At 60.7% G+C, this 25,750-nt stretch carries 19 protein-coding genes; 4 read left to right on the forward strand and 15 right to left on the reverse strand.

Going from position 1 to position 25,750, the window contains the following annotated elements; genetic code table 11:
• Nucleotides 1-13: 13 nt before the first annotated feature.
• Both AB9N64_RS22370 and AB9N64_RS22375 read right to left on the reverse strand, forming a co-directional pair.
• Nucleotides 14-2,539 (reverse strand): PepSY domain-containing protein, encoded by a 2,526-nt coding sequence (locus AB9N64_RS22370; protein WP_371359668.1) that lies wholly within the window; start codon nt 2,537-2,539, stop codon nt 14-16.
• Nucleotides 2,540-2,662: 123 nt separating this feature from the next.
• Complete coding sequence (locus AB9N64_RS22375) at nt 2,663-4,963, reverse strand: TonB-dependent siderophore receptor (RefSeq protein ID WP_137270422.1); 2,301 nt, start codon at nt 4,961-4,963, stop codon at nt 2,663-2,665.
• Nucleotides 4,964-5,168: 205 nt separating this feature from the next.
• Here AB9N64_RS22375 and AB9N64_RS22380 point away from each other — a divergent pair, with 205 nt between their 5' ends.
• Together AB9N64_RS22380 and AB9N64_RS22385 are read left to right on the forward strand one after the other, a co-directional pair.
• Nucleotides 5,169-5,849, forward strand: a complete 681-nt coding sequence (locus AB9N64_RS22380) for a Fe2+-dependent dioxygenase (protein WP_003188464.1) — start codon at nt 5,169-5,171, stop codon at nt 5,847-5,849.
• A 2-nt stretch (nt 5,850-5,851) separates the two neighbouring features.
• Complete coding sequence (locus AB9N64_RS22385; protein WP_014716889.1) at nt 5,852-6,595, forward strand: tetratricopeptide repeat protein; 744 nt, start codon at nt 5,852-5,854, stop codon at nt 6,593-6,595.
• Nucleotides 6,596-6,716: 121 nt separating this feature from the next.
• On the opposite strand, the gene AB9N64_RS22390 is transcribed toward AB9N64_RS22385, so the two are convergent.
• The 5 genes from AB9N64_RS22390 to AB9N64_RS22410 all read right to left on the reverse strand — a co-directional run bounded on the left by AB9N64_RS22390 (nt 6,717) and on the right by AB9N64_RS22410 (nt 11,774).
• Entirely contained in the window at nt 6,717-7,880 is a 1,164-nt protein-coding gene (locus tag AB9N64_RS22390; protein ID WP_014716890.1) for a type III PLP-dependent enzyme, read from the reverse strand.
• A gap of 444 nt (nt 7,881-8,324) precedes the next feature.
• Complete coding sequence (locus AB9N64_RS22395; RefSeq protein WP_014716891.1) at nt 8,325-9,482, reverse strand: betaine/proline/choline family ABC transporter ATP-binding protein; 1,158 nt, start codon at nt 9,480-9,482, stop codon at nt 8,325-8,327.
• Nucleotides 9,479-10,132: an ABC transporter permease gene (locus AB9N64_RS22400; RefSeq protein WP_003188473.1), complete on the reverse strand. Its 654-nt coding sequence runs from the start codon at nt 10,130-10,132 to the stop codon at nt 9,479-9,481. The genes AB9N64_RS22395 and AB9N64_RS22400 overlap by 4 nt, the downstream gene beginning before the upstream one ends.
• A 12-nt stretch (nt 10,133-10,144) precedes the next feature.
• Entirely contained in the window at nt 10,145-11,038 is an 894-nt protein-coding gene (locus tag AB9N64_RS22405) for a glycine betaine ABC transporter substrate-binding protein (RefSeq protein ID WP_282398970.1), read from the reverse strand.
• 19 nt (nt 11,039-11,057) lie between these two features.
• Nucleotides 11,058-11,774, reverse strand: a complete 717-nt coding sequence (locus AB9N64_RS22410) for an ABC transporter permease (RefSeq protein WP_004372306.1) — start codon at nt 11,772-11,774, stop codon at nt 11,058-11,060.
• 331 nt (nt 11,775-12,105) lie between these two features.
• On the opposite strand from AB9N64_RS22410, the gene AB9N64_RS22415 reads away from it, so the two are divergent.
• Nucleotides 12,106-13,689 (forward strand): peptide chain release factor 3, encoded by a 1,584-nt coding sequence (locus AB9N64_RS22415; protein WP_003188476.1) that lies wholly within the window; start codon nt 12,106-12,108, stop codon nt 13,687-13,689.
• 226 nt (nt 13,690-13,915) lie between these two features.
• The gene (locus AB9N64_RS22420) at nt 13,916-14,176 is read left to right on the forward strand and encodes a hypothetical protein (protein WP_032904007.1); all 261 of its coding nucleotides are present in this window, start codon (nt 13,916-13,918) and stop codon (nt 14,174-14,176) included.
• A 73-nt stretch (nt 14,177-14,249) separates the two neighbouring features.
• Here AB9N64_RS22420 and AB9N64_RS22425 read toward each other — a convergent pair whose 3' ends face one another.
• The 8 genes from AB9N64_RS22425 to AB9N64_RS22460 all read right to left on the reverse strand — a co-directional run bounded on the left by AB9N64_RS22425 (nt 14,250) and on the right by AB9N64_RS22460 (nt 25,709).
• Nucleotides 14,250-16,508 carry a TonB-dependent siderophore receptor gene (locus AB9N64_RS22425; protein WP_371359669.1) on the reverse strand — a complete coding sequence of 753 codons (2,259 nt, stop codon included), beginning with the start codon at nt 16,506-16,508 and terminating at the stop codon, nt 14,250-14,252.
• Between the two features lie 392 nt (nt 16,509-16,900).
• Nucleotides 16,901-17,872, reverse strand: coding sequence for a peptide ABC transporter ATP-binding protein (locus AB9N64_RS22430; RefSeq protein WP_014716895.1), 972 nt, complete (start codon nt 17,870-17,872; stop codon nt 16,901-16,903).
• A complete protein-coding gene (locus tag AB9N64_RS22435; RefSeq protein ID WP_014716896.1) occupies nt 17,872-18,840 on the reverse strand; it encodes an ABC transporter ATP-binding protein in 969 nt (322 codons plus the stop codon). The genes AB9N64_RS22430 and AB9N64_RS22435 overlap by 1 nt, the downstream gene beginning before the upstream one ends.
• Nucleotides 18,841-18,850: 10 nt before the next feature.
• Entirely contained in the window at nt 18,851-19,762 is a 912-nt protein-coding gene (locus AB9N64_RS22440; RefSeq protein WP_003188486.1) for an ABC transporter permease subunit, read from the reverse strand.
• Between the two features lie 10 nt (nt 19,763-19,772).
• Nucleotides 19,773-20,783 (reverse strand): ABC transporter permease subunit, encoded by a 1,011-nt coding sequence (locus AB9N64_RS22445; protein WP_003171721.1) that lies wholly within the window; start codon nt 20,781-20,783, stop codon nt 19,773-19,775.
• A 76-nt stretch (nt 20,784-20,859) separates the two neighbouring features.
• Entirely contained in the window at nt 20,860-22,458 is a 1,599-nt protein-coding gene (locus tag AB9N64_RS22450) for an ABC transporter substrate-binding protein (protein WP_014716897.1), read from the reverse strand.
• Between the two features lie 80 nt (nt 22,459-22,538).
• Nucleotides 22,539-23,933: an OprD family outer membrane porin gene (locus tag AB9N64_RS22455; protein ID WP_014716898.1), complete on the reverse strand. Its 1,395-nt coding sequence runs from the start codon at nt 23,931-23,933 to the stop codon at nt 22,539-22,541.
• Between the two features lie 171 nt (nt 23,934-24,104).
• On the reverse strand, nt 24,105-25,709 hold the full coding sequence (locus AB9N64_RS22460; RefSeq protein ID WP_032904009.1) for an ABC transporter substrate-binding protein: 1,605 nt from the start codon (nt 25,707-25,709) through the stop codon (nt 24,105-24,107).
• Nucleotides 25,710-25,750: the final 41 nt, after the last annotated feature.

Below are 25,750 nucleotides of genomic sequence, written 5' to 3' on the forward strand. Positions count from 1 at the left end.
CAAATTAGCGGGGTCAGTAGACATCCCGACGATAGCGGCCCTGTTCGATCAGGCGCTCCAGCGCCTCCTTGCCCAAGATGTCTGCCAGTGCCTGATCCACCCCCGTCGCCATCCCCTGCAAGCTGCCACACACATAAATCGCCGCGCCATCCGCCAGCCATTTGCGCAGCACATCCGCTGACTCGCGCAGGCGATCCTGTACGTAGATCTTCTCCTCTTGATCGCGGGAAAATGCCAGGTCCAGCAGGGCCAGGTCTCCACTGGCGAGCCAGCCTTGCAGTTCGTCCTGGCACAGGTAGTCGTGGGCGATATTGCGCTCGCCGAACAGCAGCCAGTTTCGCTGCTGGCCGCCGGCAATACGCGCCTTGAGCAAGCTACGCAGGCCCGCCAGGCCGGTGCCGTTGCCCAGCAGAATCAGTGGCACAGGCGCGTCGGGCAAATGGAAGCCGCTGTTGCGCCGCAGGCGCAGGCTGATGGCCGAGCCGAGGGCGGCGTGTTCAGTCAGCCAGCCAGAGCCAAGCCCCAGGCTGCCGTCGGGGTGGCGTTCCTGGCGCACGATCAACTCCAGCACGCCGTCGCTGGCAATCGAGGCGATGGAGTATTCGCGCATGCCCAGTGGGACCAGCGCGTCCACCAACGCCTGGGCGTGCAGGCCGACCAGGTGCGTGCGGTTGTCCGGCAGTTGGCGCGTGGCCAGGGCCTGATCAAGGGTGTGGGCCACGCCGTCGATCACCACACCGTCGCTGCCGACCAAGCCCAGGCCGGCCAGGAAGTGTTCGATGGCCCAGGGGCAATTGCGCGGCAGGACTTCCACCAGGTCGCCGGCCAGCCAGCTGTGTGCAGACGTGGATGTGAGGCCCAGCAGGTAGACGGGCGAGCCGACACTGTCGGGGTTGAGCAGGGTGCGTTGGCTCAGGGTCCAGTTTTCGTACTGGGCCGTCGGCCAGGCCGCTGCCGGCGCATGCCCGGTGAGCTGGCCCAGTTGCTGTTGCCAGGTGTGCAGGGCCACTGCGTCGCCGCTGTCGACTTCCACCGGGGCAAACAGCGGGGTGCCGCCCTGGTTGGTCAGCCAGAAATGCAGGCGCCGGGCAAAGCCGCAAAAATGTTCGTACTGCCGGTCACCCAGGGCCAGCACCGAGTAGTTCAAGCCTGTGAGGGGCTGCGAATGGCCGAGCACGCTGCGCTCGAAACCTCGGGCGCTGTCGGGAGCTTCGCCGTCGCCAAAGGTACTGACCACAAACAGCGCGTTCTGTGATTGGCTGAGGTCGTCGCGGCTGACACTGCCCAGGGGCTGCACCTTCACCGCCAGGCCCGCAGCCTGCAGTTGCCCGGCCGTTTGCCAGGCCAGTTGTTCGGCAAAGCCGCTCTGGCTGGCGAAGCCGATCAGCCAGGCCGGGGCATTGCTGTGGTTATCTGTCAAACCTTTGCGGGCATCGCGGACCTGGCGCTTTTTGCGGCGTCGGTCGAGGTACAGCAGCCAGCCCGTGATGAAAAACAGCGGCATAAGCAGTGAGCTGACGGTGAGGACGATGCGCCCGACCAGGCCGAAATAGCTGCCGGTGTGCAGCGCATACACACTGGTCAGCAACTGCGCCTTGAGGCTTTTGCTGGCGTAGCGCTCGTGGGATTTGACCTCGCCGGTGGCCGGGTCCAGGTTGATCTGGTTCAGCGCACGGTCATGGGGCGATGAAGTGAGCAGGTAATACACGGTGGCCGGTTGCCCGGCGACCGCGGGCATCCGAATGTTGTAGGCGCTCAAGTCGGGGCCGGCGTTGCTGTAGATGCTGCTCCAGATTGCGTCATAGTTGGCCACCGGAGCCGGGCCTGCGGGAGCCGGGCCGCGCTTACGCATGCGCTCGTTCTGCGGCGCGTCGGACAGCAGTTTGGTCACGCCACGGTTGTACCAGTCGTAGGACCAATACAGCCCGGTCAGCGCCGCCAAAAGATAAAACAACAGGCACCAGGTGCCGAATACCGAGTGCAGGTCCCAATTGAAGCTGCGGCCCTTTTTGCGCCAGTCCAGGGTCAGCCAGACGCGCCAGCTTTTCACCTGGCGCGGCCAGCGCAGGTACAGGCCGGAGAGGCAGAAAAACAGCAGGATCAGGGTGCAGGCGCCGGTGATATTGCGCCCGGTATCGCCGATGGCGAGGAAGCGGTGCAATTGCAGGATAAAACCGAACAGGTCCTGGCCGACCGCGTCACCCATGTAGTCGCCGGTGTACGGGTCAAAGTAGCGCATCTGGCCACGGCGCTCGCCCGGTGGCGGGGTGAAGGACACGCGGCCGGCGTTGCCGCTTTCACTTTCTACCCACAGCATGGCCACGGTCTTGCCTTCGGCCGCTTCCAGCTTGCGTACCAGCTCGGCGGGCGGCAGTACACCGGCCTCGCGTTTCTGCACGCTCAACACGGTGGGGTTGAGCGCCCGCAGGATCTCGTCCTGAAACGAGTACGCGGCCCCGGTGACCCCCATCAAGGCCAGCACCAGCCCGGCCGTGATGCCGAAGAACCAATGCAACTGGAACAGGGTTTTCTTCAACACGTCGGAGCGCCTCGCTTAGCTGGATATCTGATCACGGCGCGCATTATGCCGTGAGTTGCCTGGGAACACGCAAAAGCCCCACGCATCCGATGTGTGGGGCTTCTGGCTGGAACTTTACCGCTTTTAGAAGTGGAAGCTGGTGGTCAACAACGCCGTACGCCCCGCCGCCTGGTTGGCGAAATGCGTGGAGAAGGCCTTGTCGTAGTAGGTTTTGTCGGTCAGGTTCTGCACGTTCAGTTGCAGGTCGACGTTCTTGGTCAGCTTGTAGCTGGCCATGGCGTCGTAGCGGGTGTAGGAGGGTACATACACTGTGTTGCCGACATCGCCGTAAACCTCATCGACGTAGAAGGCGCCGCCGCCGACGGTCAGCTTGGGCGTGATCTCGTAGGTGGTCCACAGGCTGAAGGAGTTCTTCGGCGTGTTGGGCATCTGATTGCCTTTGTTGGAGCCCGCACTCACGACACCGTTACGCCCGTTGAGGCCGGATTTGACCAGTTCGCTGTCCAGATAGCTGTAGCCCGCAAACACCTGCCATTGTTCGGTGATTTTGCCGCTGGCGGACAACTCGATGCCGTCGACCTGAGATTCACCGGCGTTCTGGTAGGTGAGTGCATCCACCAGGATGCGGGTGTTTTTCTTCTCGGTGCGGAACACGGCTGCGGTCAGGGACAGGCGGTCGTGGAACAGGTCCCATTTGGTGCCCAGTTCGTAGTTGACGGTTTCTTCTGGCTGCAAGTCGCTGGTGGCAGCACCGGCAGACAGCGGGTTGCCGTCGGAACCTTCGCCTATCAGGCCACCGGCTGGCGTGGCCGATGTGGCGTACGAGGCGTAGATGCTGCCGTTCTCCACCGGCTTCCAGACAAGGCCGGCCTGCCAGTTAAAGAACTGACTGTCGTCCTTGATCTTGCTGCGGGCTTTTACCGTCGCGCTCGGCACTGCGTTGGTGTTGGCTTCGGTGTCAAAGGTGTCGTAGCGCAGGCCCACGTTCAGCAGCCATTTCGGATCGAGCTCGATAGTATCGAACACGTACGCGGCGCGGCTGGTGGCTTTGGTGTTGGTGCCCATATAGTTGCGCGCAATGCTGCCGTTCCAGGCGTCGTCCGGGTTCGGGTTGCTCAGCGACGTGCACTGGCCGCCCAGGCTGCCCTTGGCCGTTGTGCACACTGGGTTGGCGTTAGGGCTGACGGTGTAGCCGCTGACACGGGTTTCTTCACCGGTGAACTCCAGGCCAGTAGAGTAAGTGTGCTTGAAGCCCAGGGCCTGGAAGCTGCCAAACAGGTCAGTCTGGTTGGTGGTTGTGGTCGTGGTGGAGACACGGCTGTTGGCGCGACGCCAGACGGTGCCGTAGCGGTTGACGTTGAACTTGCTGTCATCCGGCTGGGTGAGCACATAGTCCTGGCCGGTGCTGCCGTGGCGCAGGGTGTTCTTGAGCGTCATGTTGTCGTTCAGGTCGTGCTCGATGGAGACCGTGCTGATGTCGGCGCGGGTCTTGCGGAAGTCACGGCTTTTCAAACCGTAGAAGTTGTTGCTGTCGCCGCCGTCGTTGGGTTTGTCATGCGCGTGGGCCGTGGCGGTCGCTGAGCCATAGCCATACGGAATCCCCGAATCCGGCAGGTCATCGCTTTCCATATGGTAATAGCTGAGGTTGACGCGGGTCGGCGTGCCCAGGCCAAACGTCAGCGACGGTGCCACGCCCCAACGGTCGTAGTTCACCGCGTCGCGGCCAGCCACGTTTTGTTCATGGCTCATCAGGTTCAGGCGGAATGCCGCGCTGTCGTCCAGGAACTGGCGGTTCACGTCGAGCACGTAGCGGCGGGTCTGGTCGGAGCCGTAGGTAAAGCCGCCGTTGGTGAAGTCCCGCGCTTGTGGGGTCTTGCTCACCAGGTTGAGGCTGCCACCGGCCGAGCCACGGCCGCCGAACGAAGAGTTCGGGCCTTTGCTGACTTCGATGGACTCGATGTCGAAGATCTCGCGGCTCTGGCCGCCGGTATCGCGTACGCCATCGAGGTAGGTATCGCCCTGGGCATCAAAACCACGGATGAACGGACGGTCGCCCTGAGGATTGCCACCTTCACCGGCACCGAAGGTGATACCCGGTACGGTGCGCAAGGCGTCCTGCAACGAGGTGGCGGCGGTGTCCTTGAGGACTTGTTGCGGCACCACAGTGACCGAACGCGGCGTGTCCACCAGCGGCGCGGTGTACTTCTGCGACGAGGCTTTTTCCACCTGGTAGGAGGTGTTGTCCTGCTCCTGGCCGGTGATGTTGGTGGCGCCGAGGGAGATAGGGGTGCGCTCGCCTTTTTGCTCGGTGTTTTCCGCTGCCTGCGCCATGTGGGCGGCAGAGCTGGCGCTGAGTGCAACGCCGATGGCCGAGGCCAGCATACGCGGTGAACTGGCGGTTGTTATTAGTGTAGTGCGCGACATGACGTGTCCCTTCCCCAAGGATGTGAGGCCGCGGAATATAGGGCCAACAAGACTTTGTATCAATTGCGAGATATTGCTATTCGCATCGAATTTACATTCTTTACACTTTTTTGTTACGGATTTTGCGCTCTCGTTCGTCCCCGTGTTTTACAGGGAGGATAAGAATCAATACCATTGGCGCCTCTCTGATCGCAGGTATTGCCTCATGTTGCTGCACATTCCCGGCCTGTTCTCTCGCGAGGAGGTGCTGCGCATTCGCCAAGCCCTGGAAGAGACCGAATGGGCTGACGGCAAAATCACCGCCGGGCACCAGTCGGCCAAGGCCAAGCACAACCTGCAATTACCCGAAGGCCACCCCCTGGCCAAGGAAATCGGCGCGGCGATGCTGGAGCGGTTGTGGAGCAACCCGCTGTTCATGTCGGCCGCGCTGCCGCATAAAGTCTTCCCGCCACTGCTCAACTGCTACACCGCTGGCGGCAGTTTCGACTTTCATATCGACAACGCGGTGCGCCAACCCAAAGGCAGCCATGAGCGCGTGCGCACCGACCTTTCGTCCACGTTGTTCTTCAGCGACCCCGACGACTACGACGGTGGGGAACTGGAGATCCAGGACACGTTCGGCCTGCAGCGGGTCAAGCTACCCGCCGGCGACATGGTGCTGTACCCCGGCTCCAGCCTGCACAAAGTCAACGCGGTGACCCGTGGCGCGCGTTATGCCTCGTTCTTCTGGACCCAAAGCCTGGTGCGCGAAGACAGCCAGCGCACCTTGCTGTTTGAAATGGACGGCGCGATCCAGCAACTGACCCGCGACGTGCCCGACCACCCTGCGCTGATCCAGCTCACCGGCACCTACCACAACCTGTTGCGCCGCTGGGTCGAGGTCTGAGCATGGGCTTTTTATTGCGCCGCGAAGAAGTGCTCAATGTCGAACAATTGCAGAGCATGCTCGATGACTCCCCGGTGCGCGCCGCCCAGGCCATTCTGATCGCGGCCAAGGCAGGCGTGGTCGATGCCCAGGCCCTGCTCGGGCAAATTCTGCTGGAAGGGCGCGGCATCGCACGCGATGAAGCATTGGCGCTGCGCTGGTTCCAGATTGCCGCGCAGGGCGGGCACCTGATGGCGCGCAATATGATCGGGCGTTGCCGCGAGCATGGCTGGGGCTGCGCTGTCGATGAAGCCGCCGCAGCACGGGAATATCGTCTGGCGGCACACGCCGGGTTGGATTGGGGGCAATACAACTACGCCAACCTCTTGGCTACCGGCCGTGGCGTTGTTGAAGACCAGGCGCAAGCACTGGCGCTGTATCGCCAGGCTGCCGAACAGGGCCATGCCAAGTCGATGAACCTGCTCGGGCGTTACCTGGAAGACGGGCAGCATTGCCCCAAGGATGTTGAGGCGGCCGTTGAGTGGTACCGCCGCTCAGCCGAGGCAGGTGATTTTCGTGGGCAGTTCAGCCATGCGGCGGTGCTGGCAGGCAGCGGCCAGGTCGACGCGGCGCTGGAGTGGTTGCACAAGGCGCTGGCAGGCGGGAATCTCAAGTTTCTGCAAACGGCACACAAGGCGCTGGCACGGGCGGATGACCCGCGAATTCGCGCCATGGCCGAGTTGTACCAGCAACGAGCTACGAGCTGATCGTTCCCACGCTCCGCGTGGGAATGCCGCCCTGGACGCTCCGCGTCCGCACTTGAGCGCGTAACGCAGAGCGTCACAGGAGGCGTTCCCACGCAGAGCGTGGGAACGATCGGGGGTGGGGTTAAACGTAGAAGGATTTCAGCGGCGGGAACCCATTGAACTCAACCGCGCTGTAGCTGGTGGTGTAGGCACCGGTCGACAACCAGTACAGACGATCACCAATGGCCAGGTTCAACGGCAGGCCGTACTTGTAGTTTTCGTACATGATATCGGCGCTGTCGCAGGTCGGGCCGGCGATGACCACTTCTTCCATCTCGCCTTTCTTCTCGGTCCAGATCGGGAACTTGATGGCTTCGTCCATGGTTTCGATCAGGCCGGAGAACTTGCCCACATCCGTGTACACCCAGCGCTCGACGGCGGTACGGGACTTGCGCGCCACCAGCACCACTTCGCTGACCAGGATGCCGGCGTTGGCGATCAATGAACGGCCTGGTTCCAGAATGATTTCCGGCAGGTCGTCCCCGAAGTCTTCCTTGAGGAAGCGGATGATTTCTTCAGCGTAGGTTTCCAGGCTGTTGGTGCGGGTGATGTAGTTGGCCGGGAAGCCACCGCCCATGTTGATCAGCTTCAGGTGGATGCCGTCTTCTTCTTTGAGGCGTTCGAAGATCACCTTGACCTTGGCGATGGCTGCGTCCCACACGCTGATGTCGCGCTGTTGCGAGCCGACGTGGAACGAGATGCCGTAAGGCACCAGGCCCAGGTCGCGGGCGAGGATCAGCAGGTCCATGGCCATGTCGGTCTGGCAGCCGAATTTACGCGACAACGGCCAGTCAGCAGTGGTCGAGCCTTCGGTGAGGATACGCACATACACTTTCGAACCCGGCGCGGCCTTGGCGATGTTGCGAAGGTCGGCTTCGGAGTCGGTGGAGAACAGGCGCACGCCCTTCTCATAGAAGTAGCGGATGTCCTTGGATTTCTTGATGGTGTTGCCGTAGCTGATACGGTCGGCGCTGACGCCGCGGTCCATGACCTTGTCCAGCTCATAGATCGAGGCGATGTCGAAGCTCGAACCCTTGTCTTTCAACAGGTCGATGATCTCAACGGCCGGGTTGGCCTTGACGGCGTAATACACCTTGGCGAATTCGAAACCGGCGCGCAGGTCGTCGTAGGCCTGGCTGATCATCGCGGTGTCGATCACCACGAACGGGGTTTCTTGCTTGTCGGCGAACGCCTTCATTTTGTCAAAAGTGGCGCGCGCGAAATAATCTTCGACGTTGATCGACATGCTGGGAACTCCTAAGGGCAAACTAATTTGATCAATGGGTGCAAATGAACGTCCTCCGTATCCCCACTTTGGTTCGCCTACTTCCCAAGGCATGTCGCCGAAAGCAAAAAGGCCATGGGGTAAGCTGCCCTTGGCCTTGCTGTCTCGTCGTCAGTACTTGAGCCGGATGGATCGTTTCCAGCATGGACGTTCGGCGCGAACTTTAGGGCTTGGCGGGCGTGGGATCAACTAAAAATGTCGCGTTTTTGCACGCGTTCGTCGCGCGGCCGCGTGCAGCTACTTATGTAACCGACCGGTGTGACGGATTGATGTTCCCCGGATGGGGCCAATCAGATGGATTTGCGGTGTATTCATCGCAGGCAAGCCAGCTCCCACATTTGAACTGCATTCTTATGCTGGAATGCATTCCCCTGTGGGAGCTGGCTTGCCTGCGATAGCGATCTATCAAGCCAAAGCAGTTTCGGCAGGCGAGACAATGCTGGTCTTGCCGCCACGGGATTTACCGGAACTCAGGTACTCGGCAATCGACTCCTGGGTCACTTCACCCAGGAACACGCGCTCGGCATCCATCACCGGCAACCACGAACGGTTGAACTCGTACATGCGCGACAGCAGGATGCGTAAATGCTCGTCGTACGCCGCCGTGGCATTGAACTCGCGCAGGTACTGGCCGCAGGTGCCGGCCTGGCGGTGCAGGTCGCGACGGCGTACGTAGCCCAGCGCCTTGTTCTCCGAACAGGTGACCACCACATAGCGGCGGTCGTGCTCGTCCATCAATTCCAGCGCATCGGCCACGGGTGTTTCCGGGCTCACCGACGGGGCGTTGTCCGCCGCGTCTTCGGCTTTTACCAGCAGCAGGCGCTTGAGGGTGCTGTCCTGGCCCACGAAATTGCTGACGAACTCGTCGGCCGGGTGCGCCAGCAGCGTGTCCGGGTGGTCGATCTGCAGCAGCTTGCCGGCGCGGAAGATGGCGATCTTGTCACCCAGCTTGATGGCTTCGTCGATGTCATGGCTGACCATGATCACGGTCTTGTTCAGCGCGCGCTGCATCTCGAAGAACTCGTTCTGGATCATCTCGCGGTTGATCGGGTCGACCGCGCCGAACGGCTCGTCCATCAGCAGCAGCGGCGCATCCGCCGCCAGGGCGCGGATCACACCGATGCGCTGTTGCTGCCCACCCGACAATTCACGCGGGTAGCGATGCAGGTACTGCTTGGGCTCCAGCTTGATCATGCTCATCAATTCGCGGGCGCGGTCGTGGCATTTTTGCTTGTCCCAACCGAGCAGCTTGGGCACCACCACGATGTTTTCTTCGATGGTCATGTTGGGGAACAGGCCGATCTGCTGGATCACGTAGCCGATGTTGCGACGCAGGGTCACCTCGTCGAGGTCGGTGGTGTCTTCGCCGTTGATCAAAATCTTGCCCGAGGAGGGCTTGATCAGGCGGTTGATCATCTTCAGCGTGGTGCTCTTGCCGCAGCCCGAGGGCCCCAGGAATACGCAAATTTCGCCTTCGTTGACGGTCAGGCTTACATCGTTGACGGCGGTGACGGTCTTGCCGTTGCTTTGAAAAGTCTTGGACAGGTTTTGAAGTTCGATCATTTGAGCAATCCTTTTGGAGTCAGCGAGCGTTGCAGCCATTGCAGAAGCAGGTCGGCGAAGATGGCCAGGAGACTGACCAGCACGGCGCCGACGATCAGCATCGACATATCGCTGCGGCTGATGGAAGCCAGAATAAGTACACCCAGGCCACCGGCACCGATGGTGGCGGCGATGGTCATCACACCGATATTCATCACCACGGCGGTACGCACGCCAGCGAGAATCACCGGCACCGCAATCGGCAGTTCGACCATGCGCAGGCGCTGGCCGAAGGTCATGCCGATGCCGCGTGCGGCTTCGCGAATGCCTGGCTCTACGCCGGTGAGGGCCAGGTAGGTGTTACGCATGATCGGCAGCAAGGAGTACAGGAACACGGCGGTGATCGCCGGCATTGGCCCCAGGCCCTGGCCGAACTTGGAGTAGAACGGCAGCAGCAGGCCGAACAGTGCAATGGATGGCACCGTCAGCAGCACCGTGGCACTGGCTTGCAGGGGGCCTGCCAGGGTCGGAAAACGCGTCATCAGAATGCCCAGGGGCACGCCGATAAAGATCGCGAGGATCACGGCGATGCCGACCAGGGTGATGTGCTGCCAGGTCAGGTGCAGGACTTGGGCCCAATCAAGATGGGAAAAGGCGTTCAAAAATTCCATGTCTTCTCCTTTTTAGTTGATTGGATGTTGGCGCAGGAAATCGGCGGCAACGGCGGACGGGCTTTCATGGTCGACGTCGACCCGTGCATTGAGCTGGCGCATGGTTTCGTCGTCGAACAGGTGGGCCAAAGGCTTGAGTTCGGCGGCCAGTTGCGGGTGTTTGTCGAGGTATTCCTGGCGGATCACCGGGGCTGCGGTGTAATCCGGGAAGTAGTGCTTGTCGTCTTCGAGCAGCTTCAACTTAAAGGCGTTGAGGCGCCCGTCGGTGGTGTAGACCAGTCCGGCAAACACCTGGCCATTACGCAGGGCGGTGTAGACCAGGCCCGCGTCCATCTGCCGGGTGTTTTTGCGCGTCAGGTTCATGTCGTACAGCTTGACCATGCCCGCCAGGCCGTCGGAGCGGTTGGCGAACTCGGTGTCCAGGGCGACCAGGCGCTGTTCCTTGATGTCCTCGGCCATGGCTTTGGTGAGATCGCTGATGCTGTTGATCTCGGGATGTTCCTCAGCAACTTTCTCCGGCAGTGCCAGGGCGTAGGTGTTGCTGAAACGCGACGGCGACAGCCAGACCAAGCCTTTTTTCGCATCGAGTTCTTTGACCCGAGCGTAGGACTGCTCGCTGTCGAGTTTCTCGTCGATATGGTTGTAGGCCACCAGCGACACGCCGGTGTATTCCCATATCAGGTCCAGTTGCCCGCTTTCCTGGGCACTGCGCGCCAGGTTGCTGCCCAGGCCGCCGGTCACGCGGGCGTCGTAGCCCTTGGTGCGCAGGTATTGGGAAGTGATTTCGGCGAGCAGGGTCTGCTCGGTGAACACCCGGGCGCCGATGCGGATCACGGGTTTTTCGGCGGCTTGCGCAATACCTGCAAGCAGCAGGACGCAGCCTAATATCAAGCTCAGTTTTTTCATGTGAATTCCTTTACCGGGCTTAAGACGGGCGTAACCCGCGTTCCAGCCAGAGGCGGCTAGCCATGGTCACCAGGCCATCAAGCAGCAATGCCAGCAGCGCGGTACACGCGGCGCCGAGCAACAGTTGCGGCTGATTGTTCAGAGCGATGCCGGGGAAGATCAGGCTGCCCAGGCTGTTGGCGCCAATCAGGAACGCCAGCGGTGCGGTACCGACGTTGATCGCCAGGGCCACGCGCACACCGCCGATGATGATCGGCACGGCGTTGGGCAGCTCCACGCGAAACAGCACCTGGCGCGGCGTCATGCCGATGCCGGTGGCGGCTTCCTTGAGGGAGCCCTGAACGTTTTTCAGGCCTTCGTAGGTGTTGCGTACGATGGGCAGGAGCGAGGCAAGGAACAGCGCGAAGATGGCCGGGCCGCTGCCGATGCCGAGGACGCCGAGGGCGATGGCCAGTACGGCCAGGGGAGGGACGGTGTTGCCGATGTTGAAGATCTGCATGAAACGTTCTGCGCGCCCGACCATGTTGGGTCGGCTGAGCAGGATACCGGCGGGGATGCCCACAATCAGGGCTGCCAGCATGGAGACTAGGACGAGAATCAGGTGAGCTTGCAGGTAAAACAACAAATCGTCGCGGTACAGTTCGATCGTGTTGATGCCGATCCAGTGGACCAGCAGGGCCAGGAGCGCGACGACAACCGCGCCTCCTATCAGCCCTTTGCCATAGCGAATAGCCACAGGCGGACTCCTTTTTTTCTTTTGTCGGCGAACACATTTCCGGCGGCACTGCCATTCCTGGCTGCCTCTGAATGAGTTCGCGAAAAGCAACTCGCCGATACTGGCAATGCAGTATGCGATCGAGCCATGAGCGCAGCCTCGTCAGGCTAACTTGCTGATATTTCAGCCCCTGTTCCGAGTGCGATAGCAGGGGAGTGGACGTCTCGACCTTTTAAAAGGTTCCACACTTGGGCGCATTTAGCCACCCCCAATGGGCTCAACGGTGGTCCGTACCCTCGCGTTTGCGCTATACTCGCCGCCCTTTTTTGACTCACCTGCCAGGCGATTTCCCATGACCCACCAGGCCGCCGAAGTCGCGAAACGCCGCACTTTCGCCATTATTTCCCACCCCGATGCCGGTAAGACCACCATCACCGAAAAGCTGTTGCTGATGGGCAAGGCGATCGCGGTGGCCGGCACGGTGAAATCGCGCAAATCCGACCGCCATGCCACCTCCGACTGGATGGAAATGGAAAAACAACGGGGTATTTCCATTACCACGTCGGTCATGCAGTTCCCGTATCGCGAGCACATGATCAACCTGCTCGACACCCCGGGGCACGAAGACTTCTCCGAAGATACCTACCGCACCCTCACCGCGGTGGACTCGGCGCTGATGGTCCTCGACGGCGGTAAAGGCGTCGAGCCACGTACCATCGCGCTGATGGACGTGTGCCGTCTGCGTGATACGCCGATTGTCAGTTTCATCAACAAACTCGACCGCGATATCCGCGACCCCATCGAGCTGCTGGATGAAATCGAAGCCGTCCTGAAGATCAAGGCCGCGCCCATCACCTGGCCGATTGGTTGCTACCGCGACTTCAAGGGCGTGTACCACCTGGCCGACGACTACATCATTGTCTACACCGCCGGCCACGGCCATGAACGCACCGAAACCAAGATCATCGAGAAGCTCGACTCCGACGAAGCCCGTGCCCACCTGGGCGACGAGTACGATCGTTTCGTCGACCAGCTGGAACTGGTGCAGGGCGCCTGCCATGAGTTCAACCAGCAGGAATTCCTCGACGGCCAACTGACGCCGGTGTTCTTCGGTACCGCGCTGGGCAACTTCGGTGTCGACCACGTGCTCGACGCCGTCGTGGACTGGGCGCCAAAACCCCTGGCCCGCGTTGCCAACGAGCGCACCGTGGAACCGGTGGAAGAGAAATTCACCGGCTTCGTGTTCAAGATCCAGGCGAACATGGACCCCAAACACCGCGACCGTATCGCCTTTATGCGCATCTGCTCCGGCAAGTACGAAAAAGGCATGAAGATGCGCCACGTGCGCACCGGCAAGGACGTACGCATCGGCGACGCCCTGACGTTCTTCTCCTCCGAGCGTGAACAGCTGGAAGAGGCGTTTGCCGGCGACATCATCGGCCTGCACAACCACGGCACCATCCAGATCGGCGACACCTTTACCGAAGGCGAAGCCCTGGGCTTCACCGGCATTCCGCATTTCGCCCCGGAACTGTTCCGCCGCGTGCGCCTGCGTGACCCGCTCAAGTCCAAGCAACTGCGCCAAGGCTTGCAGCAATTGGCCGAAGAGGGCGCCACCCAGGTGTTCTTCCCCGAGCGCAGCAACGACATCATCCTCGGCGCCGTGGGTGTGCTGCAGTTCGATGTGGTCGCCAGCCGCTTGAAAGAGGAATACAAGGTTGAGTGTTCGTATGAGCCGATCACCGTGTATTCGGCGCGCTGGATTGATTGCAGCGATAAGAAGAAGTTGGAAGAGTTCTCCAACAAGGCCGTGGAAAACCTGGCAATCGACGGCGGTGGTCACCTGACCTACCTGGCGCCGACGCGGGTGAACCTGGCGTTGATGGAAGAGCGCTGGCCGGATGTGAAATTCCGCGCGACCCGCGAACACCACTAAGGTTTGAGCGGTTCAGAGAATGTGGGAGGGGGCTTGCCCCCGATAGCGGTGTGTCAGCCAGTGTATTGGGCTCTGACACTCCGTAATCGGGGGCAAGCCCCCTCCCACATTTTGACCTCCTAAAGGCTGGGGATTGGCGGTAATCCGGCATCGCGACTAGCGTAAACGCTGGTGGCAGTTAATGACTGCCGTGCGGGGCCCATTTACTGACTGGACGGAATCGATCATGAGTATTTTTCAACGAATAGTGCTGTTGATGAAAGTGCTGGTGCTGTTGTCGTTGGGGATGTCGACGGCCTGGGCGCATAACCCGGTACCGAGCGCAGCGGTGGTGACCAGTGGTCAGGCATCGCACTTGCAGTTGGCCAAGTCCGAAGCCGAACCAGGCGATCAGGGCCAGGGCGGCAGCGAGGGTGATGATGACTCTACTACCGACGAGCCCGACAGCGACGACGCAGACGCAGACGAAGGCGATAGCCAAACGTAGGCTCGCTAGAAAGAAAGCGCCTCCCGCCAGCCTATAGCTGGTGGGAGGCGCTTTTCAGACCTCAAACAATGCCTTAGAACGATGTAGTCACCGACGCGAAGTAAGCGCGGCCCGGTTCATTGTAGGTCTGGGCACCGGCGTCGTCGGCGTTACCTTTGCGAGACAGGCGCTTGTCCAGGAGGTTGTTGATGCCCACGCGTACGCTCAGGTTTTTGCTGAATTCGTAGCCGCTGCTCAGGCCCATCAACCCGTACGGGTCGACGTCCTGCTGGGCGCTGCGCTCGTAACTGCTGGCGCTGCGTGAGTTGAGCGTCGGTGCTTCTTGTTTGCCGTAATAGGTGCCGCTGACCTGGAATGACAGCTTGTCAGTGGCTTGCCAATCCAGCGTGGTGTTGACGGTGTACTTGGGGATGATGCTCAAGGGCTCGCCGGTGTCCTTGTCCTTGGAGTCGATCATGTAGGTCAGGTTGGTATTCAAGTCCAGATCATCGCGCAGGCTGATGAACAGGTTGCCTTCAACGCCCTGCACCAAGGCGGGCCCGCTGTTTTCCCACTCCAGCACGCGGCGACCGTTGCCCAGGCGGAAGGCCGCCTCGTTACTGGCGTTGATCTTGTTCTTGTAGTCATTACGGAAGTACGTCGCACTGGTACGCCAGGTGCCCTTGTCGAAAGCCAGGCCGATTTCCTTGTTGACGCTGATTTCCGGCTTCAGGTCGCGATTACCCACCAGGTAGCAACCGCCCATGTTGGCTTCGCTGGCGTTGCAGCCATTGCCACGGCTGTACAGCAAATAGTTCGGGTTGGACTGGTACAGGTTGGGTGTTTTATAGGCGCGGGCGATGCCACCCTTGATGCTCAATTCATCGGTCAACTGGTGCGAGGCGTTGAAGCTGGGGCTCCAGTTGCCGCCGTATTCCTCATGGTCGTCGAAGCGCAAGCCAGGCGTGATGACAGCCTTGCTGCCTAGCTCGATGTTGTCCTCGGCAAACAAGGCGTAGCTCGAGGCGGTGGTCTTGGTGCTGTTGCGGCTCACGCCCGGGATGGCGGGGACGCCGCCGGTGCCTGGGTCATAGCTTTGCGGGCGCAACGAGCCTGGGTCGTTCATCGACTCGTAGAGGTACTCGCTGCCCAGGGTCAGCACCTGTTCGGCACCGACGCTCAGGGGCAGGTTGACCTCGGCGGTGGCCCGAGTGTTGCGCAAGCGCGACTCGAAACGGCCTGCGCTGGCAGACGGCGCACCCTCGCCAGAACCGGCCAGGCCTTCATTGAGGCGTTCGTTGCGGGTCAGGTCGTGGGTTAGCGAAGCCAGGGTCGAGCCCCAGTCGAACTCGCCGCGGTGCGTGGCCGAAAAGCTGCTGCGTTGAATCACACTGGTTTCCTTGCCCACCAGGCTTTCCACGAACGCGCCACCGCCGTTGAGCATGGTATCGCCGGCGAAAATATTGCCCTGGCGGCTGTAGCTGGCTTCCAGGTCGAGGGTTTGCTCGGGGGTGAACTGCCAGCTCAGCAAGCCGTTCACGTCTTTATTGCGCACGCCCTCGCGGCCGGCCACCAGCGAGTCTGGGGTCGCCTGTGCTGCGCGGTTGATGTCGGCGTCATCGGCGTCGGTCTTGTTCAGGCCGCCATAGACGCGGAACGCCAGTGTGTCGGTCAACGGGCCGCTGAGGTTGAAGTTGGTGCGTTTGCTCGCGCCTTCGGCATCGTTTTCGGGGAAGGCGGTGTAGGCGGTCAGCGAGCCGTGCAGTTGGTCGGTGGGGCGTTTGGTGATGATGTTGATGACACCGCCCATGGCACCGGAGCCATAACGGGCGGCGGCCGGGCCGCGCAGGATTTCAATGCGTTCGACTTCTTCGGCCGGCACCCAATTGGTTTCGCCACGGGTATCGCGGTCGCCGCTCCAGCCATAACGCACGGCGTTTCGGGAGGTGGACGGCTTGCCATCGATCAGGATCAGGGTGTTTTCCGGGCCCATGCCGCGCAGGTCGATTTGGCGGTTGTTGCCACGGCTGCCGCTGGAACTGTTGCCGGTCAGGTTCACGCCCGGCTCGCGGCGGATGATCTCCGACAGGTCGTTGGTGGGCGGGCGTTTCTTGATGTCTTCGGCGGTGATGATCGACACACCGGGCGCCTGCTTGAGTTCTTCGGCAGCGGTGCCCAATACACGCGTTTCGCCCAGCACCAGGGCTTGGGGCGTGCCATCCACCGGCAGGTCTGTCGCTTGGATCGGCACTTTATCGCGCTCTTTTTCCACACTCTGCGCCAGCAGCGCGGGGGACGAAAGGGTAGCGATAAACGCCAGCGAGAGATGGCTGAGCCTGAATTGAGACGACATGTCCACAAAGTCCTTTAGGAGGGGCGATTGAACGAGAGGCGTCTGAATTTTTGTCGTGCATCCAGCGCTCTCCGTGCGTCGTAATGGTATTGATTCTCAAACAGAAGTAAATTGCATTTACAATCTATACACTTTTCGAAACGCTCTGGCTCAATGTTTTCAGGGCTTTTGGCATGGGTTCAAACGGTATGTTTTTTGTTACAACCGCGCAAAAAAAAGCCCCTCCAGCCAGACTGATGCGCAATCTGGCGGGAAGGGCGATGGAACTCGATATTACGCATTACCCCTGTGGGGCGGGCTTGCTCGCGAAGACGGTGTGTCAGCAACCCATCTGTAGCTGAACCCACGCATTCGCGAGCAAGCCCGCTCCCACAGAGGGAAACAATGTTGCTTCAGGCCACGAATTGCTCCGCGTAGTGACAAGCCACCTGCCGGTTATCCAACGGCCGCAACAGCGGCTCCTCACTGCTGCAGCGCTCGGTCGCATACGGGCAGCGCTTGTGGAACGCGCAACCCGGCGGCGGGTTCAGTGGGTTGGGCAGTTCGCCGACGATCTTGATCTTTGGCTTGCTCGGGTCCGGGTGAATGGTCGGCGTGGCCGACAGCAGCGCCTGGGTGTAAGGGTGCAGCGGGCGTGCGTAGATGTCTTCCTTGGGGCCCACCTCAACCGGGCGGCCGAGGTACATCACCATCACATCGTCAGCTACGTGCTGTACCACCGCCAGGTTGTGGGAAATGAACACGTAGGCGGTGTTGAATTCCTGCTGCAAATCCATGAACAGGTTAAGCACCTGTGCCTGGATCGACACGTCCAGCGCCGAGGTCGGTTCGTCCGCCACCAGCACCTTGGGTTGCAGCATCATTGCCCGAGCCAGGGCGATACGCTGGCGCTGACCACCGGAGAACATGTGCGGGTAGCGCTGATAATGCTCAGGGCGCAGGCCCACTTGCTTCATCATCGCCTGCACTTTTTCGCGGCGCTCGGCAGCGGACAGGTGGGTGTTGATCAGCAGCGGTTCGGCCAGTTGATCGCCGACTTTCTGGCGAGGGTTCAACGAGGCATAGGGGCTCTGGAACACCATCTGCACGTCTTTGCGCAATTGCTTGCGCTGAGCCTTGTTGGCGCCGGCCACTTCTTGCCCGGCGATTTTCAACGAGCCCGACGAGGGCTCTTCAATCAGCGTCAGGGCGCGGGCCAGGGTGGATTTGCCACAGCCCGACTCGCCTACCACGGCGAGGGTCTTGCCGGCTTCCAGCTCAAAAGACACACCATTAAGAGCACGCACGGTGGCATGGCCCTTGAAGAGGCCACGGGACACTTCGTAGTGACGGGTGAGGTCGCGGGCGGTAAGTACGACGGCCATTACGCCACCTCCTGGTTCAACGGGTAGAAGCAGCGGGCAAGGCTGTTGCTTTTCGGATCGAGGCCCGGCCGCTGGGCGCGGCAGGAGTCCTGCACATACGGGCAGCGCGGCGACAGCAGGCAACCCTGCGGACGGTCATAGCGGCCCGGCACGATGCCCGGCAGCGTGGCCAGGCGCGTGGCGCCCAGGCTGTGCTCGGGAATCGCCTTGAGCAACGCTTCGCTGTACGGGTGTGCCGGAATGTCGAACAACTGCGGCACCTGGCCGACTTCCACTGCCTGACCTGCGTACATTACGCAAACGCGCTGGGCGGTTTCAGCCACTACCGCGAGGTCATGAGTGATCAGCACCAGGCCCATGTTCTGCTCTTTTTGCAGGGCCAACAGCAGCTCCATGATCTGCGCCTGGATGGTCACGTCCAACGCAGTGGTCGGTTCATCGGCGATCAGCAGTTTCGGTTCGCCGGCAATCGCCATGGCGATTGCCACGCGTTGGCTCATACCACCGGACAATTGGTGCGGGTAGGCATCCATACGGCTGGCAGCGCCTGGGATCTCGACCTTTTCCAGCAGCTCGATGGCGCGTTTGCGTGCTTGTTTGCCGGACATTTTCAAATGCAGGCGCAGCACTTCTTCGATCTGGAAACCCACGGTGTAGCTGGGGTTCAGCGCGGTCATCGGATCCTGGAACACCATCGCCAGGTCTTTGCCGACGATCTGGCGGCGCTGGCGGTTGCTCAACTTGAGCATGTCCTTGCCGTCGAAGTTCAGCGCATCGGCGGTCACGATGCCGGGGTGCTCGATCAGGCCCATCAGCGCCATCATGGTCACGGATTTACCCGAGCCCGACTCGCCAACGATTGCCAGGACTTCGCCCTTGTCGACGGAAATGTCGAGGCCATCGACCACCGGCACGGCGGTCTTGTCGCCGAAGCGCACGTTGAGATTCTTGATTTCTAACAGTGACATGGGAATCTCCTCAGGCGGCGTTCTTGAGTTTCGGGTCCAGCGCATCGCGCAGGCCGTCACCCATCAAGTTGATTGCCAGCACGCTGAGCAAAATGGTCAAGCCAGGCAGGCTCACCACCCACCAGGCGCGTTCGATGTAGTCGCGGGCCGAAGCCAGCATGGTGCCCCACTCAGGGGTTGGCGGTTGTACGCCAAGGCCGAGGAAGCCCAGGGCCGCGGCATCGAGAATCGCCGAGGAAAAGCTCAAGGTCGCTTGTACGATCAGCGGCGCCATGCAGTTAGGCAGCACGGTGATGAACATCAGGCGTGGCAGGCCGGCGCCGGCGAGGCGGGCGGCAGTCACGTAGTCGCGGTTCAGTTCGCCCATCACGGCGGCGCGGGTCAGGCGCACATAGGATGGCAACGACACGATGGCGATGGCGATCACGGTGTTGATCAGGCCAGGGCCGAGGATGGCCACAATCGCCACGGCCAGCAGCAGCGATGGCAGGGCCAGCATGATGTCCATCAAGCGCATGATGGTCGGGCCGAGCAAGCGCGGGAAGAACCCAGCGAACAGGCCCAGCAGGATGCCCGGGATCAGCGACATCACCACCGACGATAAACCGATCAGCAACGACAGGCGCGAGCCCTGGATCAGGCGCGAGAGCAAGTCACGGCCCAGTTCGTCGGTGCCCAGCAGGAACTGCATCTGCCCGCCTTCCAGCCAGGCCGGTGGCGTGAGCAGGAAGTCGCGGTATTGCTCGCTGGGGTTATGCGGCGCAACCCACGGGGCGAAGATCGCGCAGAACACGATCAGCAACATGAACAGCAGGCCGGCAACCGCGCCTTTGTTCTTGGAGAAGGCTTGCCAGAATTCTTTGTACGGGGACGGGTACAGCAGGCTCTGATCGACTGCTGACACTTGAGTAGGTGTGGTCATGGTCATGATCTCAGCGCTGGTGACGGATGCGTGGGTTGGCGAAGCCGTAGAGGATATCCACCACGAAGTTCACCAGGATCACCAGGCAGGCGATCAGCAGAATGCCGTTTTGCACCACCGGGTAGTCCCGCGCGCCAATGGCTTCGATCAGCCATTTGCCGATGCCGGGCCACGAGAAGATGGTTTCGGTCAGTACCGCACCGGCCAGCAGCGTGCCGACTTGCAGGCCGACCACAGTGAGCACCGGGATCAGCGCGTTACGCAGGCCGTGCACGAACACCACGCGCGCCGGCGATAGGCCCTTGGCCTTGGCGGTACGGATGTAGTCCTCACGCAGCACTTCGAGCATCGACGAACGGGTCATGCGCGCGATCACCGCCAGCGGGATGGTGCCGAGCACGATGGCTGGCAGGATCAGGTGGTGCAACGCATCCCAGAACGCGTCCGGCTCGTCGGCCAGCAGGGTGTCGATCAGCATGAAGCCGGTGCGTGGCTCGATGTCGTAGAGCAGGTCGATACGCCCGGACACCGGGGTCCAGCCCAGGCTCACCGAGAAGAACATGATCAGGATCAGGCCCCACCAGAAGATCGGCATCGAATATCCCGCCAGGGAGATGCCCATCACCCCGTGGTCGAACAGGGATCCTCGTTTGAGTGCCGCGATCACCCCGGCCAACAGGCCCAGAATACCGGCGAACAACAGCGCGGCCATGGACAGTTCCAGGGTCGCGGGGAAGAGGGCGGTGAACTCGGTCCACACGCTGGTGCGAGTGCGCAGCGATTCGCCAAGGTCGCCCTGGGCGAGCTTGCCGACGTAATCCAGGTATTGCGCATACAGCGGCTTGTTAAGGCCAAGGCGCTCCATTGCCTGGGCGTGCATTTCGGGGTCAACCCGTCGCTCGCCCATCATGACTTCTACGGGGTCGCCTGGAATCATGCGAATCAACGCAAAGGTCAGCAACGTGATGCCGAAGAACGTGGGGATCAATAACCCCAGTCGGCGGGCAATAAAACTAAACATCTTGGTGTGTACCTCAATCAGCCGGTTAGGCAGGTCCGGCACCGTCAGTGTCGACGGTGCCGAGCGTTTTTCTTATTTACTTCACCTGGGTGGTGGCGAAGTTATTGGTAGTCAGAGGGCTTTGGGTATAACCCTCGACGTTCTTGCGCATGGCGGTAAACATTTTCGGGTAGGCCATGGGGATCCACGGTTGGTCCTTCTCGAAAACGGCCAAAGCTTGTTCATAGAGTGCGGCGCGTTCGGCGGGTTCAGCGTCGGCGCGGGCCTTGTCGATCAAGTCTTGAAACTCTTTGTTACACCAGCGGGCGTAGTTTTCGCCGTTTTTCGCTGCGTCGCAACTCAGGTTAGGGGTGAGGAAGTTATCCGGGTCGCCGTTATCCCCGGCCCAGCCTGCAGAAACCATGTCGTGTTCGCCGGCTTTAGCGCGCTTGAGCATTTCGCCCCACTCCATGACCTTGATATTGACCTTCAGGCCAATCTGGGCCAGATCCGCCTGCATGCGCTGGGCGCCGAGCATCGGGTTGGGGTTGGTCGGGCCGCCGCCGTTACGGGTAAACAGGGTGAACTCGGTGCCTTCCGGTACGCCGGCTTCCTTGAGCAGGGCGCGCGCCTTGTCCAAGTCGCGAACTGGGTTTTTCAGCTTGTCACTGAAGCCCAGCAGGGTCGGCGGGTACGGCCCGGTGGCATCGACGGCGTTGCCTTTGCCGTACAGCGATTCGTTGTAGCCCTTTTTATCGAAGGCAATATTGATCGCGTGACGTACCCGCGCATCGCTCATGTACTTGTGGGTGGTATTCATGGCGGTGTAGCTGGTGGTCATCGCCGCTAGTTCCGCCACTTTCAGGTTGGGATCAGCCTTGGCGCTGGGTACATCATCGGGCTTGGGATACAGCGCGATCTGGCATTCGTTGGCCTTGAGCTTTTGCAGGCGCACATTGCTATCGGTGGTGATTGCCAGAATAAGCGGGTCGGCCGGCGGCTTGCCACGGAAGTACTCCGGGTTGGCCTTGAAACGCACCTGGGCATCTTTTGCGTAGCGGTTGAAGATGAACGGCCCGGTGCCGATGGGCTTGGCGTTCAGGTCATCGGTCTTGCCGGACTTGAGCAACTGGTCGGCATATTCGGCGGAGTGAATCGAGGAAAACGCCATGGCCAGGTCGGCCAGGAACGGGGCTTCAGGACGGGTCAGGGTAAAGACGACGGTGTGATCGTCGGTTTTCTCTACGCTCTTGAGCAGTTCTTTAAAGCCCATGCTTTCGAAGTACGGATAGCCCACGTTGGACTTTTTATGCCAAGGGTGATTCGGGTCCAGCTGGCGCTGGAAGCTCCAAAGCACATCATCGGCATTCAGGTTGCGCGTGGGTTTGAAATAGTCGGTGGTGTGGAACTTGATGTCGTCACGCAGGTGGAAGGTGTAGGTCAGGCCATCGGCGCTGATTTCCGGCAGGTCTTTGGCCAGGGCAGGCACCACTTCTGTGGTGCCGGGCTTGAAGTCCACCAGGCGGTTGAACATGGTTTCAGCGGCGGCGTCAGCGGTCACGGCAGTGGTGTACAGGACCGGGTCGAAACCTTCCGGGCTGGCTTCGGTGCAGACCACCAGCGGTTTGGCCGAAACGCCGATCGCCACGCTCAACAGCGCAGCGGCCATGGCGGCTTGTAGTGGGAGCATTTTCATTCAGAGCCCTCTGCAATCGATGGAACCAGAAAAGCGTAGGCGGCAAGCTCGTCCTGAGCTCGCCGCCTGCCTGGCACTAATTAAAGGATGTTGAACGGGATTGTGGTAACCAGACGGAACTCTTTGATGCTGCCGTCGGACTGGAACTCGCTGCCACGGTGCTCAACATAGGTTGCGCGCACGGTGGTGGCTTTGAGCGGGCCGCTCTGCAGCGCGTAAGAGGCGCCTACACCGTATTCCTGGTGCTTCTCGCCGTCCTGGGACTGGATGCCGTCATAGGCAAACTTGGCCCGGCCATTGTTGCCGGTGTAGTGGGTGCCGTCGATGCCCCAGCCGCGTGCCGAGTAGGCGTTGAACTTAAGGCCAGGTACGCCGTATTCAGCCATGTTGATGGCATAGGCGATCTGGAAGGATTTCTCGTTCGGGCCGTTGAAGTCAGACGTCAGGGAGTTGGCCAGGTAGATACCGTTGGTTTCGTGCAGGTAGTCGAAGTACTCGTTACCGTTCACTTGCTGGTAGCCAAAGGTCAGGCTGTGTGCCTGGTGAGTCAGGCCCAGGGAGAGGGAGAAGGTATCGTTGTCGATTTCCCCCATCTCTTTTTTGCCTTCATCGACAGTCTTGTAGTAGTTGAAGCCGGTGGTCAGGCCCAACTGCTGCGCGTCGCCCAGCTCGTGGGTGGCGCCGAAGTAGTACTGGTTCCAGAAGTCCTTCACGTTAGCGGCGAAGAAGCTGGTCTTCAGGCTTTTCAGCGGCTGGTAGTTCACACCCAGGGTCGACACTTTGTCGGTTTCTGCGCCATTGCCGTATTCGGTACGGAATTTCGACAGGCTCTGCTCGCTACGTGGGGAAACGCGGTCGAACACGCCGCCCTGGAACGACAGGTTGCTGAACTCTTCGCTGTTGAAGCTCACGCCCTGGAAGCTCGAAGGCAGAGCACGGTTGCCGATGGTGTCGACGATGCCGCTGCTGAAGTTCTGGCGACCGGCGGTCAGTGTGGTGTTGGACACACGGAATTGCACGTTGGCCAGGCCCAGTTTGCTCCACTGGTCTACGGCGTCACCGTTGGAGTCGGCCAGGGTACGGTTGGAGCCGCCTTTGATATCACGCTTGCTGCGGTCCAGTACCAGGGCGTTGTACACCGCCACTTCAGTCTTGACCCCAACGGTGCCCTGGGTGAAACCCGAGCTGGCGTTGAGGATGGTGCCTTGGACCCAGTTGGTACGGTTGCGATCGGTCAGGGTCTGGCCGTGTTTCTGGTACGAGAAGGTGCCCCCGCGGTATTTGCTTTCATGGGAGTACCAGTTACGCGTGGTGCCGCCCAGGCTGAAATCTTCGATAAAGCCTTTGGCCTCGCTTTGGGCGCTGGTGCCGGCCAGGGTGGTAGGAACGAAGTCCTGGCTTTGCGTTTCAGCGTAGGCGGTGGCCGTGATACTGCTGATGGCCAAGGCCAGAAGCGCTTTGCTGCTCAGTTTCATGGGTGAAGCTCCTTTGGTTCTCTTTTTTAATGCCGGTCTTTTTGGGTGATCCGGCTATTGGGTGTGGAACTTGTTCAAGCTATTGCAAACGTTTGGCGTAGGAAAATTCCCAACAAAAGCCTGCACGTTTGCCGGGGAGCTGATTTCGCTCCCCGCCATCCGGTTATTTTCTTATGGGTTGATGCTGACGCCCGAGAACACGTTGCGGCCGAAGGGGCTTACCTTGAAGCCTTCGACTTTGGCGCTTAACGGCTGGTTGACCGTCGAGTGGGCGATGGGCGTGATCGGCACCTGCTGCTTGAGCAGTTGCTGCGCCTGTTTGTACAGAACAGTCCTTTGTTCACGGTCGGTCACGACCTTGGCTTGCTTGATCAGCTTGTCGTACGCCGGGTCGCACCACATGGAGTAGTTGTTCCCGCCGATGGCGTCGCAGCTGTAGAGGGTGCCGAGCCAGTTGTCCGGGTCACCGTTGTCGCCGGTCCAGCCGATCAGGCTGACATCGTGCTCACCGTTCTTGGTGCGTTTGATGTACTCGCCCCATTCATAGCTGACGATCTTGACCTTGAGACCGATCTTGGCCCAGTCGTTCTGCAGCATTTCCGCCATCAGCTTGGCGTTGGGGTTGTACGGGCGTTGCACCGGCATGGCCCACAGGGTGATCTCGGTGCCTTCCTTGACGCCAGCGGCCTTGAGCAACTGCTTGGCTTTTTCCGGGTCGTAGGCGGCGTCCTTGATGCTGTCGTCGTAGGACCACTGCGTGGGTGGCATGGCGTTGACCGCCAGTTGCCCGGCGCCCTGGTACACAGCATTGAGGATGCTCTGCTTGTTCACCGCCATATCCAGCGCCTGGCGTACTTCCAACTGATCGAACGGCTTGTGGCGTACGTTGTAGGAGATATAGCCCAGGTTGAAGCCCGGTTTGGTCAGCAGTTGCAGGTTCGGGTCGGTCTTGAGGGCTTCGACGTCGGCGGGGCGTGGATGCAGGGTCACCTGGCATTCGCCGGCCTTGAGCTTCTGCACGCGCACCGAGGCGTCGGTGTTGATGGCGAAGATCAGTTGGTCCAGCTTGACGCGGCTCGGGTCCCAGTACTGTTTGTTGCCCACGTAGCGGATCTGCGAGTCTTTCTGGTAACGCTGGAACACGAAGGGGCCAGTGCCGATCGGCTTCTGGTTGATGTCGCTGGGCCGGCCTTGCGTGAGCAACTGCTCGGCGTATTCCGCCGAAAGGATCGCGGCAAAGCTCATGGCGATGTTCTGCACGAAGGCTGCGTCGACCGTGTTCAGCGTCATCACTACGGTGTAGGGGCCGGTTTTCTCGACCTTGGCGATGTTCTTGTTCAGGCTCATCCCGTTGAAGTACGGAAACTCGGTGGGGTAGGCCTTACGGAACGGGTGCTCGGGGTCAAGCATGCGGTTGAAGGTGAACAGCACGTCGTCGGCGTTGAAGTCTCGCGTCGGCTTGAATTCCTTGTTGCTGTGGAACTTCACCCCTTCACGCAGGTGGAAGGTGTAGGTCAGGCCATCAGGGGAAATATCCCACTTGGTTGCCAGCCCAGGGACGACGTCGGTCGCGCCTTTTTCGAACTCCACCAAACGGTTATACAAAGGCTCCGCCGCATCGTTGTCGGTAGCGGTGGTGTATTGCGCAGTGTCAAACCCTGCCGGGCTGCCTTCGGAGCAGAACACCAGGCTCTTTTTCTCGGCGGCTTGGCCCATGGTGGCCATGGCCAGCAGGCTGGTGGCAAACAGAGCGGATACAACGGTGGTATGGCGCATGACGATCCCGGTCCTTGTTTGTAGTTATCAACAGCGAGCCT

It is taken from the genome of Pseudomonas sp. KT_2_4 (assembly GCF_041410225.1).
GTDB lineage: Bacteria > Pseudomonadota > Gammaproteobacteria > Pseudomonadales > Pseudomonadaceae > Aquipseudomonas > Aquipseudomonas paracarnis.